Here is a 13511-nt window from a genome sequence, read left to right as displayed (position 1 = left end):
GCCGGGGTGGGGCAGGACCCTCGCGAAACCCGCGGTACCAGCGAGCTTTCCACCGCCGTCGCCCGAGGTCCATAGAACTGTCAGCTCCGCGGGCGGACGGATTCCGCTGTCCGGCACGCCGCACGCCCCCCGGTGCGCCCTCGCGCCGTAGTGAGCACCCGCGCAAGTACCATGAGCCGTCCCATCGGCGATGAGATCGGAGCGGTCCGAAAGGCCATGCTCAACAAATACGCGCGTGCTTTCTTCACCAAGGTGCTCAACCCGTTCGCGGCGTTCCTGCTGCGGCTCGGCGTCAGCCCGGACGCAGTCACCCTGGTCGGCACGGCGGGCGTGGTGGTGGGGGCGCTGTGCTTCTATCCCCGGGGCTCGTTCTTCTGGGGAACGATCATCATCACCCTGTTCATCTTCTCCGACCTGGTCGACGGGAACATGGCCCGGCAGTCCGGGCGCACCAGCAAGTTCGGGGCCTTTCTGGACTCCACGCTGGACCGGGTCGGGGACGCGGTGATCTTCGGCGGGATCGCCATGTGGTACGCGGGCAAGGGGAACGACGACCTCTACGCCGCGCTGGCGATCTTCTGCCTGGCCAGCGGCCAGGTCGTCTCCTACACCAAGGCCCGGGCCGAGAGCGTCGGCCTGAAGTGCGACGTCAACGGGGTGGTGGAGCGCGCCGAGCGGCTGGTGATCGGCCTCTTCGCGATCGGATTCACCGGTCTCCACCGCGACTTCGGCGTCCCGGTCCTCGGCTGGGCCCTCCCGATCGGCCTCTGGCTGATCTCCGTCGGCAGCCTCGTCACCGTCCTCCAGCGGATGCTCACCGTCCGTCGCGAGGCGGCTGAGGCGGACGCGGCGGAGCGCGCGGCGGTGGCGGCCGGCTCCGCTCCCGGCACCCCGCCCGCGAGCGGCTCCGCCGCCGGCCAGGACGCCGCCGCCCAGCAGCCGAACGCCGACCAGCCCGATCACCAGAAGGGGGCCAGGGCATGACGCCCGACCGGTCAGAAGACCCCGAAGACACCTCACCCGCCCCGGCGTCCGCGGACCCGGCGCCCGCCGGCCCGGCGCCGGTGGAATCCGCGGCCGCTGAGGGGTCTCCCACCGAGGGGCCGGCCGCAGAGGGGGCACCGGCCGAGGCGGCTCCGGCCGAGCGGCCGGCGTCCGCCGGATCCGTCGGCGAGTCCGCCGCCGCCGGCACTCCCTCGGCCGAGCCCGCCGAGCCCGCCGAGCCCGCCAAGGCCGGCCCGCAAGCGGCCGCCGCCGGCCGGGCCCGGGCGGGCGCCGCGGACGGAGCGGGCGGGGAGCGGCCGTCGCTGCCCAGCCGGCTTGCGGACGAGGCCAACTACCTGGCGTACGCCGCCGGTTGGGGTCTGGTGAAGCGGCTGCCCGAGCCGGTCGCGCGGCGGCTCTTCGCCGGGCTCGGCGACTACGCCGCCCGCCGCCGCGGCCCGCGCGTCCAGCGTCTGGAGGCCAACCTCCGCCGGGTCCGCCCCAAGGCGACCGACGCCGAGCTGACCGAGCTGGTCCGGCTCGGCATGCGCAGCTACATGCGGTACTGGCTGGAGTCGTTCCGGCTGCCGGTCTGGTCGAAGGACCGGATCCGCACCTCCTTCGCCCCGCAGCACGTCGAGCGCCTCGACCAGAACATAGAGGCCGGCCGCGGGGTGGTCTTCGCCCTGCCGCACATGGCCAACTGGGACCTGGCCGGCGCCTGGGTCGTCGCCCGGGGCCTGGAGTTCACCACCGTCGCCGAGCGGCTGAAGCCGGAGAAGCTCTTCGACAGGTTCGTCGCCTACCGCGAGGGACTCGGCATGGAGGTGCTGCCGCTCACCGGCGGCGCGGCCACCATGGCGCTGCTCGCCCGCCGGCTCCGCAAGGGCGGCCTGGTCTGCCTGGTCGGCGACCGGGACCTCTCGGAGTCCGGCATCGAGGTGAGCTTCATGGACGAGGCCACCCGGATGCCCGCGGGGCCCGCCGCCCTCGCCGTCGGCACCGGCGCCGCCCTCCTGCCGGTCAGCCTCTGGTTCGACGGGGAGAACCCGGTGATGCAGGGGATGGTCCACGAGGAGATCGAGGTCCCGCGGACCGGCACCCGCAAGGAGAAGATCGCCGCGATGACCCAGTCCCTCGCGGACGTCTGGGCCGAGGCGATCAAGGAGCACCCGCAGGACTGGCACATGCTCTCCCGCTACTGGCTCGCCGACCTCGACCCACGGCGGGAGCCGCGCGGATGAGGATCGGCATCGTCTGCCCGTACTCCTGGGAGATCCCCGGAGGCGTGCAGTTCCACGTCCGCGACCTGGCCGAGTACCTGATGGCCCAGGGTCACCACGTCTCGGTGCTCGCGCCGGCCGACGACAGCGCGGCCCTGCCGCCCTACGTGGTCTCCGCCGGGCGGGCCATACCGGTCCCGTACAACGGCTCGGTGGCCCGGCTGACCTTCGGCTTCATCTCGGCCGCCCGGATCCGCCGCTGGCTGCGCGAGCAGCGCTTCGACGTCCTCCACGTCCACGAGCCGGCCTCGCCCAGCCTCTCCCTGCTGGCCTGCAACGCGGCCACCGGGCCGATCGTCGCCACCTTCCACACCAGCAACCCGCGCTCCCGGGCGATGGCCGCCGCGTACACCATCCTCCAGCCGCAGCTGGAGAAGATCCGCGCGCGGATCGCGGTCAGCGAGTACGCCCGCCGCACCCTCGTCGAGCACCTCGGCGGGGACGCGGTGGTCATCCCCAACGGCGTCGACGTCGGCTTCTTCTCCGCCGCCGCACCGGAGCCGCGCTGGCAGGGCGGGACCCTCGGCTTCGTCGGCCGGATCGGCGAGCCGCGCAAGGGACTTCCGGTCCTGATGAAGGCGATGCCGCGGATCCTGGAGGCGCATCCGGACGCCCGGCTGATCGTGGCCGGCCGCGGCGACGCCGAGGAGGCGGTGGCCGGCCTGCCGGAGCGGGTCCGCGAGCGGATCGAGTTCCTGGGCATGGTCACCGACGAGGACAAGGCGCGGCTGCTGCGCAGCGTCGACGTCTACGTGGCGCCGAACACCGGCGGGGAGAGCTTCGGCATCATCCTGGTCGAGGCGATGTCCGCGGGCGCCCCCGTGCTCGCCTCCGATCTGGAGGCGTTCAGCCAGGTGCTGGACGGCGGAGCGGCCGGCGAGCTGTTCCCGAACGAGGACGCCGAGGCGCTGGCCGAGTCGGCGATCCGGCTGCTGGGGGACGCCGGCCGGCGCGCGGAGCTGCGCGAGGCGGAGTCCCGCCGGGTGCGCCGCTACGACTGGTCGACGGTGGGCGCCGACATCCTCTCCGTGTACGAGACGGTCACCGAGGGCGAGGCGGCGGTCCACGCGGCGCCGGACCCGCGCGGCGAGCGCGGCGGACGCCTGCCGGGCGGCGACTGACCCGGTGTCGGCGGGCGCGGGGGAGCCGCGCGCGATCAGCTAAGCTGCCCCGCCGTGAGCAACTGGATCTGGGTCGCGGTCGTCATCGTCGCCTTCGGCCTCTACCTCTCCTGGACGGCCGGGCGCCTGGACCGCCTCCACGCCCGGATCGACGCCGCCCGCGCCGCCCTGGACGCCCAGCTGCTCCGCCGGGCGGCCGTCACCCAGGAGCTGGCGACCACCCAGTTGCTCGACCCCGCCTCCTCGCTCGTCCTCCAGCAGGCCGCCCACCACGCCCGCCAGGCCACCGCGGACCGGGAGACCAGGGAGGTCGCCGAGAGCGAGCTCTCCCAGGCGCTCCGCGCGGTCTTCGACGACCGCGCCGAGGCCGAGGCGCTGCGGGAACTGCCCGGCGGGCAGGAGGCGCTGACCGACCTCACCTCCGCGGTCCGCCGGGTGGCGATGGCCCGCCGCTTCCACAACGACGCGGTCCGCGCCGCCCGCCAGGTCCGCCGGCACCGCCTGGTCCGCTACCTGCGGCTGGCCGGGCACGCCCCCTCCCCGATGGCCTTCGAGATGGACGACGAGGTCCCCGCGGGGCTCGAACCGGACGCCTGACGGCCCCCGCCGCACCGCCCCGGGTTTCCTCCACTCCGGCAGCCCACACCCGCTGACCTGGACACTCCGTCGGGTGGGTTATCGTCGGGCCGGGCCTACCATGGGCTCATACGGCCCTATGCCCATACGGCAGGTCGCCGGCCATCGAGCAAGCACCGCAACGTCTCCCAGTGAGGTCCTCCGTGTCCACCACCCCCTCCGTCAGCTCCGACCAGCCTGAGATCGGCACCGCCCGCGTCAAGCGCGGCATGGCCGAGCAGCTCAAGGGCGGCGTGATCATGGACGTCGTCACCCCCGAGCAGGCCAAGATCGCCGAGGACGCCGGTGCCGTCGCGGTCATGGCGCTGGAGCGGGTCCCCGCCGACATCCGCAAGGACGGCGGCGTGGCCCGGATGTCCGACCCGGACATGATCGAGGGCATCATCAACGCCGTCTCGATCCCGGTCATGGCGAAGTCCCGGATCGGCCACTTCGTCGAGGCCCAGGTGCTGCAGGCGCTCGGCGTGGACTACATCGACGAGTCCGAGGTGCTGACCCCGGCCGACGAGGTGAACCACTCCGACAAGTTCGCCTTCACCACCCCCTTCGTCTGCGGTGCCACCAACCTGGGCGAGGCCCTGCGCCGGATCGCCGAGGGCGCGGCCATGATCCGCTCCAAGGGCGAGGCCGGCACCGGCAACGTCGTCGAGGCGGTCCGCCACCTCCGCCAGATCAAGGGCGAGATCGGCCGCCTGCGCGCGCTGGACAACAACGAGCTGTACGCCGCCGCCAAGGAGCTCCGCGCCCCGTACGAGCTGGTCAAGGAGGTCGCCGAGCTCGGCAAGCTGCCGGTGGTGCTGTTCTCCGCGGGCGGCGTGGCCACCCCGGCGGACGCGGCGCTGATGCGTCAGCTGGGCGCCGAGGGCGTCTTCGTCGGCTCCGGCATCTTCAAGTCCGGCGACCCGGCCAAGCGCGCCGAGGCCATCGTCAAGGCCACCACCTTCTACGACGACCCGAAGGTGATCGCGGACGCGTCCCGCAACCTGGGCGAGGCCATGGTCGGCATCAACTGCGACGAGCTGCCCGAGACCGAGCGCTACGCCAACCGCGGCTGGTAATCGCGACCGGACGTGCCGCAGGCGGGGAACCGGGTTCCGGTTCCCCGCCTCGCACGTCCGCCGCCGCCCCTACCGAACCGTTCTCCTCTGCAAGGTGATGATCCGTGAGCACGACCACCCCAGTCATCGGAGTCCTGGCCCTCCAGGGCGACGTCCGCGAACACGCCTCGGCCCTGGCCGAGGCCGACGCGGTGGCCCGGCCGGTCCGCCGGCCGGATGAGCTGGCCGAGGTCGACGGCCTGGTGATCCCGGGCGGCGAGTCCACCACGATGTCCAAGCTCGCCCTGAACTTCGGCCTGATGGAGCCGCTGCGCAAGCGGGTCGCGGACGGCATGCCGGTCTACGGCTCCTGCGCCGGTATGATCATGCTGGCCGACCGGATCCTGGACGGCCGCGAGGACCAGCAGACCGTCGGCGGCATCGACATGACGGTCCGTCGGAACGCCTTCGGCCGGCAGAACGAGTCCTTCGAGGCGCCGATAGACTTCCGCGGCCTGGACGGCGGCCCGCTGCACGGGGTGTTCATCCGGGCTCCCTGGGTCGAGACCGTCGGCGAGGGAGTCGAGGTGCTCGCCTCGGTCGCGAGCGGTCCGGCGAAGGGCCGGATCGTGGCGGTCCGGCAGGGCTCCCTGCTGGCCACCTCGTTCCATCCCGAACTCACCGGTGACCTGCGGGTCCACGCCTACTTCGCCGATCTGGTGCGGGCTCAGGCGCGCTGACCTCGCCGGTCGTTCGGGGCGGGGCCCCGCCACCGGTAGGATCTCTCCTGTTCAATCTGCTGACACTGACGACGTTGTAGGGAGCTGTCGATGTCCGGCCACTCCAAGTGGGCTACCACCAAGCACAAGAAGGCCGTGATCGACGCCAAGCGAGGCAAGCTCTTCGCGAAGCTGATCAAGAACATCGAGGTCGCGGCCCGGATGGGCGGCGGCGACCCGGAGGGCAACCCGACTCTCTACGACGCCATCCAGAAGGCCAAGAAGTCCTCGGTCCCGAACGACAACATCAACCGCGCCGTCAAGCGCGGCTCGGGCGAGGAGGCCGGCGGCGCCGAGTACCAGACCATCATGTACGAGGGCTACGGCCCGAACGGCGTGGCGGTGCTGATCGAGTGCCTCACCGACAACCGCAACCGCGCGGCCTCCGAGGTCCGCGTCGCGATGACCCGCAACGGCGGCTCGATGGCCGACCCGGGTTCGGTCTCCTACCTCTTCACCCGCAAGGGCATCATCATCGTCCCCAAGGGCGAGCTGAGCGAGGACGCGGTGCTGGACGCGGTCCTGGAGGCGGGCGCCGAGGAGGTCAACGACCTGGGCGACTCCTTCGAGGTGGTCTCCGAGGCGTCCGACATGGTCGCGGTGCGGACGGCCCTCCAGGCGGCCGGCATCGACTACGACTCGGCGGACGCCAACTTCGTCCCCTCGGTGCAGGTCCCCCTCGACGAGGACGGCGCCCGCAAGATCTTCAAGCTGATCGACGCCCTCGAGGACTCCGACGACGTCCAGAACGTCTTCGCCAACTTCGACGTCTCCGACGACATCATGGAGAAGCTGGACGCGTAGGCGCCGGCGCCGCGTTCGGGGCGCCCCGGATCCGCCTAGCGGATCAGGGGCGCGGGGTACTGCGCGCCCGGCCGACCACCCACCCGCACCCGCCGACGATCCGTCAGCTGCCGCCCGTGCCGCGCGGATCCGGTGCGGGAAGGGCCCCGGGGAATCGCGTGCCACCTGCAAAGCTGTCAGTGCCAGCGGCTACGCTCACCACATGCGAGTACTCGGCGTGGATCCCGGCCTGACCCGCTGCGGCATCGGCGTCGTCGAAGGCGGCCCCGCCCGCCGCCTCGCCATGGTCGCCGTCGGCGTCATCCGCACCCCCGCCGCCGACGAGGTCCCCCTCCGCCTGCTGGCCATCGAGCGCGAGCTGGAGGCCTGGCTGGACGCGCACCGCCCGGACGCCGTGGCCATCGAGCGGGTCTTCGCCCAGCACAACGTCCGCACGGTGATGGGCACCGCCCAGGCCAGCGCCACCGCCATGCTCTGCGCGGCCCGCCGCGGCCTCCCCGTCGCCCTCCACACCCCGAGCGAGGTCAAGGCCGCCGTCACCGGCTCGGGCCGCGCTGAGAAGGCGCAGGTGGGGGCCATGGTGACCCGACTGCTCCGACTGGACGCCCCGCCCAAGCCGGCCGACGCCGCCGACGCCCTCGCCCTCGCCATCTGCCATCTGTGGCGCGGCGGCACCACCAACCGCCTGGCCGAGGCCGTGGAGGCGCACCGGTCGGGCCGGCCGCCCCAGATCCCCCGCTACACCGGAACCACCCGAACCCCCGCCAGGGAGGCCCGCCAGTGATCGCGTTCGTCAGCGGCCCGGTCGCCGCGGTCGGCCCCGGAACCGCCGTCATCGAGGTCGGCGGCGTCGGGATGGCCGTCCAGTGCACTCCGGACACCATCGCCCGGCTCCGCGTCGGCGAGCCCGCCCGCCTCGCCACCTCCCTCGTGGTCCGCGAGGACTCGCTCACCCTCTACGGCTTCGCCGACGACGACGAGCGGCAGACCTTCGAGCTGCTGCAGACCGCCAGCGGCGTCGGCCCCCGGCTCGCCCAGGCGATGCTCGCCGTCCACAGCCCCGAGGCCCTCCGGGTGGCCGTCGCCCAGCAGGACGAGAAGGCGCTGACCGCCGTCCCCGGCATCGGCAAGAAGGGCGCCCAGAAGCTCCTCCTGGAGCTCAAGGACCGGATCGGCGCCCCGCACGGCACCGGTGCCGTCCCCGCCTCCCGCGTCGCCGCCAACGGCTCGGCGGCCGTCGCCGCCGGCCCGGCCCCGTGGCACGAGCAGCTCCACCAGGCCCTGGTCGGCCTGGGCTACCAGCCCAAGGAGGCGGAGGCGGCGATCGGCCTGGTGGCCCCCGAGGCCGAGGGGGCGGACGAGCCGGACGTGGGCGTCCTCCTCCGCTCGGCCCTCCGCAGCCTCAACCGCACCCGCTGACCGCCGGCGCCGACTGACGCACCGTCACCACCCTTGGGAGTTCCGCCGCATGAGCCCGTTCGAGGACGCCGACCGACTCGTCGCCGCCGCCGCCGACGGCGAGGACCGCGCGGTCGAGGCGGCGCTCCGCCCGCGCGACCTGGACGAGTTCATCGGCCAGGAGCGGGTCCGCGAGCAGCTCTCGCTGGTGCTCCAGGCGGCCCGGGCGCGCGGCGCCACCCCGGACCACGTCCTGCTGTCCGGCCCGCCCGGACTCGGCAAGACCACCCTCTCGATGATCATCGCGGCGGAGATGAACGCCCCGATCCGGATCACCTCGGGTCCGGCCATCCAGCACGCCGGCGACCTGGCCGCGATCCTCTCCTCGCTGACCGAGGGCGAGGTGCTCTTCCTCGACGAGATCCACCGGATGTCCCGGCCCGCCGAGGAGATGCTCTACATGGCGATGGAGGACTTCCGGGTCGACGTGGTGGTCGGCAAGGGCCCCGGCGCCACCGCCATCCCGCTGGAGCTCCCGCCGTTCACCCTGGTCGGCGCGACCACCCGGGCCGGCCTGCTGCCACCGCCGCTGCGCGACCGCTTCGGCTTCACCGGCCATATGGAGTTCTACGCCCCCGCCGAGCTGGAACGGGTGATCCACCGCTCCTCCAGCCTGCTCGACGTGGAGATCGACGCCGAAGGCGCCGCCGAGATCGCCGGCCGTTCCCGCGGCACCCCCCGGATCGCCAACCGCCTGCTGCGCAGGGTCCGCGACTACGCCCAGGTCAAGCACGACGGCCGGGTCACCCGGAAGATCGCGGCCGCCGCGCTGGAGGTCTACGAGGTGGACCAGCGCGGCCTGGACCGCCTGGACCGGGCCGTGCTCGCCGCCCTGTTGCGGCTCTTCAACGGCGGCCCGGTGGGCCTCTCCACCCTGGCCGTGGCGGTGGGGGAGGAGAGCGAGACGGTCGAGGAGGTCGCCGAGCCCTTCCTGGTCCGGGAGGGCCTGCTGGCCCGCACCCCCCGCGGCCGGGTCGCCACCGCGGCGGCCTGGCGGCATCTCGGCGTGTCGCCGCCGCGCCCGCAGGACACCCTGTTCGACCAGGCGAGCGGCTCTCCGGAGGTCTCCGAGTAGCTTCACGGACGAGCGATTGGTCGGACATCACCGTGCAGGGACTCGCCATTCATGGAACCTGGATGACATGCTTGGCGTTGTCCGACCAAGACGGAGCCCCTAGACTCCGCCGATGCCGTCCCGAACGAGGCCGGCCAACCGCATACACCGGTCGCCGAGTAGCGGCCTTGTAAAGGACCCTGTCAAGCCGTGAGTATTGCCACCCTGATTCCGCTGATTCTGATCGTCGGCGTGATGTTCCTCATGACCCGCTCGGCGAAGAACAAGCAGCGCCAGCAGCAGCAGATGCGGAACACCATGGAGCCCGGCGCCGGCGTGCGTACCATCGGCGGCCTCTACGGCCGCGTCGTCGAGGTGCACGACGAGACCGTCGAGCTCGAGATCGACGAGGACGTCCACGTCCACTTCGCCAAGAACGCCATCGCCGCGGTCCTCGACTCGGCCGAGTACGAGCGCATCGTGAACCGCGTCGAGCCGCCCGCGGCCGCCGACGAGGTCGAGGCCGAGACCGAGGCCGCCGACGGGACCGCGGCCGACGACGAGGCCGCCGAGCCCGCCGCCGAGGCCCCCGCGGCCAAGGACGAGCAGGACGCCGTCGTCGTCGCCGAGGCGGACAAGGCCGTCGCGGAGCCCGCCGACGAGGCGAAGAAGGACCAGGAGTCCGTCAGCAAGTAACGCGATCCCCGGCCCCCGCGGCAGGGCCCACGGCAGGAGAATTCCGCCCGCCGCGCTTCCGCTCCCTGCGTGTCCCCCGTCCCCGTCCATCCCGGTCCTCCGGTCCACGGCGACGGCCGCGCGCCCGGGGAGTGAGGCGCGGTGCGGCACGGACAGGGAGAGACGAGAAGGTGGCATCACCCAAGTCCCGTCCAAGGGACGGGAAGCCGGGACGGGCGCTGGGCCTGATCCTGGTCGTCGCGGTCGCCTTGGCGGCCGTGATGTTCGGCACCGGCCACAAGACCCCGCGGCTCGGCATCGACCTCGCGGGCGGTACCAGCGTCACGCTGACCGCCACGTCGAAGGACCCGAAGGCGGTCAACGCCAGCAATATGGCGATCGCCACGAACATCATCAACGAGCGGGTCAACGCCTTCGGTGTGTCCGAGGCGACGGTGCAGACCCAGGGCAGCGACACCATCGTGGTGTCCATCCCCAAGGGTGAGAACAACCAGAGCGCCGCCGACGAGGTCGGCAAGACGGCGAAGCTGTACTTCCGCCCGGTGCTCGCCGAGGCCGCCAGCGGCGCCGCGAGCTCCGGTTCCAGCCCGAGCGCCTCCAGCTCGGCCAAGGCCCACCCCTCCGGCAGCCCCTCGGCGAAGGCCTCCGCCAGCCCGCAGGGGAAGGCGGTCAGCTCCGGCCTGGAGAAGGCCGCCGCGACGCCGACCGCCGGATCCTCGGCCAAGGCCGCCGCGTCGAGCCCGCCCGCGGCCGCCGCCTCCGCCCCGGCCACCTCCTCCGTGGCCGGCACCGTCCCGGACGGCCTGGACAAGGCGTTCACCGCGCTGGACTGCTCCAACCCCAAGTCGCGGATCGACTACCAGACCTCCACCACCGCCGACGCCGTCGCCTGCTCCCAGGACGCCCAGAGCGGTGTCTGGTACAAGTACGCGCTCGGCCCGGTCGCGGTGAACGGCGACCAGATCTCCGGCGCCTCGGCCACCCTCAACACCTCGACCGGCACCGGCTGGCAGGTCAACCTGAACCTCAAGTCCAAGGGCTCCAAGCAGTTCTCGGACACCACCGCCAAGCTGGCCACCCAGCAGACCCCGCAGAACCAGTTCGCCATCGTGATGGACGGACAGGTGGTCTCCTCGCCGTACGTCTCCTCGGCGATCACCGGCGGGCAGGCGCAGATCACCGGCAACTTCACCCAGCAGGACGCGCAGAACCTGGCCAACGTGCTGAGCTTCGGCGCGCTGCCGCTGGACTTCCAGCAGTCCTCGGTGAACACCGTCTCCGCCAGCCTCGGCGGCGACCAGCTGACGGTGGGCCTGGTCGCCGGCGGCGTCGGCCTGGTGCTGGTGATGATCTACCTGCTGCTCTACTACCGGATGCTGGGCGTCATCGCGATCGGCTCCCTGGCGCTCACCGCGGTCCTCAACTACGAGGCGATGGTGCTCCTCGGCCCGCTGATGGGCTTCACCCTCAGCCTGCCGGGCATCGCCGGTGCGATCATCGCGATCGGTATCACGGCGGACTCCTTCGTGGTCTTCTTCGAGCGGCTCCGCGACGAGCTGCGCGAGGGCAGAAGCCTCCGCCCGGCCGTCCAGCACGGCTGGACCAGGGCCCGGCGCACCATCCTGGTCTCCGACTTCGTCACCCTCCTCGCCGCCGTGGTGATCTACCTGGTCACGGTGGGCGACGTGAAGGGCTTCGCCTTCACCCTCGGGCTGACCACGGTCATCGACGTCATGGTGGTGTTCCTCTTCACCAAGCCGGTGGTCACCCTGGCGTCCCGGCGGAAGTTCTTCACCAGCGGCCACCCGTGGTCCGGAGTGGACCCGCAGCGGCTGGGCGCAAAGAAGACCCGTTCGCCCCTCGGCCGCCGCCTCTCCGGCCGCGGCTCGGCGGGTTCCACCTCGACCGAAGCCAAGGAGGCCTGATGTCCAGGCTCGGCCATTTCGGTGCCCGGCTGCACCGCGGGGAAGTCTCCTTCGACTTCGTCGGCCGGCAGAAGGTCTGGTACGGGATCTCCGTCCTGATCATCGTGCTCGCGGGCTGCGGTCTCCTCTTCCGCGGCCTCAACTACGGCATCGAGTTCAAGGGCGGGGCGGTCTTCACCGTGAAGCCCGCGCACACGATCTCGACCGAGCAGGTCCGCTCGGACGTGGCCAAGGTCTCCGGCGGCGACCCGATCGTCCAGACCCAGAGCAACGGCGACCTGCGGATCCAGGTCGGCAGCCTGGACTCGGCCAAGGCCCACCAGGTGCAGGACGCGCTGGCCACGGACCTCAACGTGCCGGTCAGCTCGGTGGCCACCCAGGTGGTCGGCCCGAGCTGGGGCTCGCAGATCACCCACAAGGCCGTCGAGGGCCTGATCATCTTCCTGGTGCTGGTGGTGGCCTACATGGCCATCGCCTTCGAATGGCGGATGGCGGTGGCGGCGCTGGTCGCGCTGCTCCACGACATCGTCATCACGGTCGGGGTGTACGCCCTGGTCGGCTTCCAGGTCACGCCGGCGACCGTCACCGGTCTGCTGACCATCCTCGGCTACTCGCTCTACGACACCGTCGTGGTCTTCGACAAGGTCAAGGAGAACACCCGGAAGATCGAGAGCGGCAACAAGATCACCTACAGCGAGGCGGCCAACCTGGCGGTCAACCAGACCCTGGCCCGGTCGATCAACACCTCGCTGGTGGCCCTGCTGCCGATCGCCGCGATGCTCTTCGTCGGCGAGGCCATGCTCGGCGCGAGCGACCTGAACGACCTGGCGCTGGCGCTGTTCGTCGGCATCCTGGCCGGCACCTACTCGTCGATCTTCATCGCGACGCCGCTGCTGGCCGACCTCAAGGAGCGCCAGCCGGAGTTCAAGGCGCTCGCCAAGCGGGTCCGCGCCCGCCGGGCCTCCGACGCGAGGAAGGCCGCCGAGGCGGCCGAGCGCGGGGAGGGTACCGTTCCGGAGGGGTCCGGCGTCGCCGGTGCTCCCGAGGACGCCGTGCCGGCGGTGGCAGGACCGCGCCGGCAGCCCGTCCACCGCAACCGGGCCAGCCGCAAGCGGCACTGACCGGGTCCGCCGAGAAGAGAGCCGAGAACCACCGTGACCACCGCCGAGACCGCGAGCCTCCTCGCGGCGAAGATCCGGGACGTCCCGGACTACCCCAAGCCGGGCGTGATGTTCAAGGACATCACCCCGCTGCTGGACGACGCGAACGCGTTCTCCGCGCTCGTCCAGGAGCTCGCGGGCCGCGCCCAGGCCTGGGGGGCGACCAAGGTGGTCGGTCTGGAGGCACGAGGGTTCATCCTGGCGGCTCCGGCCGCCTACGCCGCCGGGGCCGGCTTCGTCCCGGTCCGCAAGGCCGGCAAGCTGCCCGGCCCGGTCTACGGCGAGTCGTACGCCCTGGAGTACGGCGAGGCGGTGCTGGAGGTCCAGCAGGAGGCGTTCACCCCGGGTGACCGGGTGCTGATCGTCGACGACGTGCTGGCCACCGGCGGGACCGTCGGGGCCGCCCTCAACCTGGTGCGCAAGTGCCGCGGGGTCGAGGTGGCCGGCGTCGTGGTCCTTATGGAGCTGGGCTTCCTCGGCGGCCGGTCCCGCATCTCGGACGACCTGCGGGGCGCCCCGCTGGAGACGCTGCTGGAGGTCTGAGCGCCTGATCCCGGGGCCGGAGCCCCTGGAG

Annotated in this window: 14 protein-coding genes; all 14 read left to right on the top strand. The window is 72.3% G+C overall.

What is annotated here, in order from left to right; translation table 11 throughout:
* Positions 1-216: 216 nt before the first annotated feature.
* The 14 genes from pgsA to BS73_RS08595 all read left to right on the top strand — a co-directional run bounded on the left by pgsA (position 217) and on the right by BS73_RS08595 (position 13480).
* On the top strand, positions 217-984 hold the full coding sequence (gene pgsA / locus BS73_RS08660) for a phosphatidylinositol phosphate synthase (RefSeq protein WP_084703908.1): 768 nt from the start codon (positions 217-219) through the stop codon (positions 982-984).
* 323 nt (positions 985-1307) lie between these two features.
* Entirely contained in the window at positions 1308-2228 is a 921-nt protein-coding gene (locus BS73_RS08655) for a phosphatidylinositol mannoside acyltransferase (protein WP_200886776.1), read from the top strand.
* Positions 2225-3388, top strand: a complete 1164-nt coding sequence (locus BS73_RS08650) for a glycosyltransferase family 4 protein (RefSeq protein WP_037570855.1) — start codon at positions 2225-2227, stop codon at positions 3386-3388. Before BS73_RS08655 ends, BS73_RS08650 begins: the two co-directional genes overlap by 4 nt.
* Positions 3389-3442: 54 nt before the next feature.
* Positions 3443-3985 (top strand): LemA family protein, encoded by a 543-nt coding sequence (locus BS73_RS08645; RefSeq protein ID WP_037570852.1) that lies wholly within the window; start codon positions 3443-3445, stop codon positions 3983-3985.
* 182 nt (positions 3986-4167) lie between these two features.
* On the top strand, positions 4168-5082 hold the full coding sequence (gene pdxS, locus BS73_RS08640; protein WP_037570849.1) for a pyridoxal 5'-phosphate synthase lyase subunit PdxS: 915 nt from the start codon (positions 4168-4170) through the stop codon (positions 5080-5082).
* Between the two features lie 104 nt (positions 5083-5186).
* A complete protein-coding gene (gene pdxT / locus BS73_RS08635; RefSeq protein ID WP_037570847.1) occupies positions 5187-5801 on the top strand; it encodes a pyridoxal 5'-phosphate synthase glutaminase subunit PdxT in 615 nt (204 codons plus the stop codon).
* Positions 5802-5891: 90 nt separating this feature from the next.
* Positions 5892-6644 carry a YebC/PmpR family DNA-binding transcriptional regulator gene (locus BS73_RS08630; RefSeq protein WP_037570844.1) on the top strand — a complete coding sequence of 251 codons (753 nt, stop codon included), beginning with the start codon at positions 5892-5894 and terminating at the stop codon, positions 6642-6644.
* Between the two features lie 202 nt (positions 6645-6846).
* Complete coding sequence (gene ruvC, locus BS73_RS08625) at positions 6847-7428, top strand: crossover junction endodeoxyribonuclease RuvC (protein WP_051939711.1); 582 nt, start codon at positions 6847-6849, stop codon at positions 7426-7428.
* Complete coding sequence (gene ruvA, locus BS73_RS08620; RefSeq protein WP_037570842.1) at positions 7425-8063, top strand: Holliday junction branch migration protein RuvA; 639 nt, start codon at positions 7425-7427, stop codon at positions 8061-8063. The genes ruvC and ruvA overlap by 4 nt, the downstream gene beginning before the upstream one ends.
* 49 nt (positions 8064-8112) lie before the next feature.
* Positions 8113-9177 (top strand): Holliday junction branch migration DNA helicase RuvB, encoded by a 1065-nt coding sequence (gene ruvB, locus BS73_RS08615; RefSeq protein WP_051939710.1) that lies wholly within the window; start codon positions 8113-8115, stop codon positions 9175-9177.
* Positions 9178-9366: 189 nt separating this feature from the next.
* Positions 9367-9852 (top strand): preprotein translocase subunit YajC, encoded by a 486-nt coding sequence (gene yajC, locus BS73_RS08610; RefSeq protein WP_051939709.1) that lies wholly within the window; start codon positions 9367-9369, stop codon positions 9850-9852.
* A 170-nt stretch (positions 9853-10022) separates the two neighbouring features.
* The gene (gene secD / locus BS73_RS08605) at positions 10023-11777 is read left to right on the top strand and encodes a protein translocase subunit SecD (protein ID WP_037570839.1); all 1755 of its coding nucleotides are present in this window, start codon (positions 10023-10025) and stop codon (positions 11775-11777) included.
* Positions 11777-12898, top strand: a complete 1122-nt coding sequence (gene secF, locus BS73_RS08600) for a protein translocase subunit SecF (protein ID WP_037570837.1) — start codon at positions 11777-11779, stop codon at positions 12896-12898. Before secD ends, secF begins: the two co-directional genes overlap by 1 nt.
* Before the next feature lie 33 nt (positions 12899-12931).
* Positions 12932-13480, top strand: coding sequence for an adenine phosphoribosyltransferase (locus BS73_RS08595; RefSeq protein WP_037570836.1), 549 nt, complete (start codon positions 12932-12934; stop codon positions 13478-13480).
* Positions 13481-13511: the final 31 nt, after the last annotated feature.

Origin of the sequence: Phaeacidiphilus oryzae TH49 (assembly GCF_000744815.1) — a bacterium.
In the GTDB taxonomy this organism is placed as follows: domain Bacteria; phylum Actinomycetota; class Actinomycetes; order Streptomycetales; family Streptomycetaceae; genus Phaeacidiphilus; species Phaeacidiphilus oryzae.
Note: the sequence above shows the minus strand (reverse complement) of the source record. Positions and strands in the feature narration are given on the sequence as shown.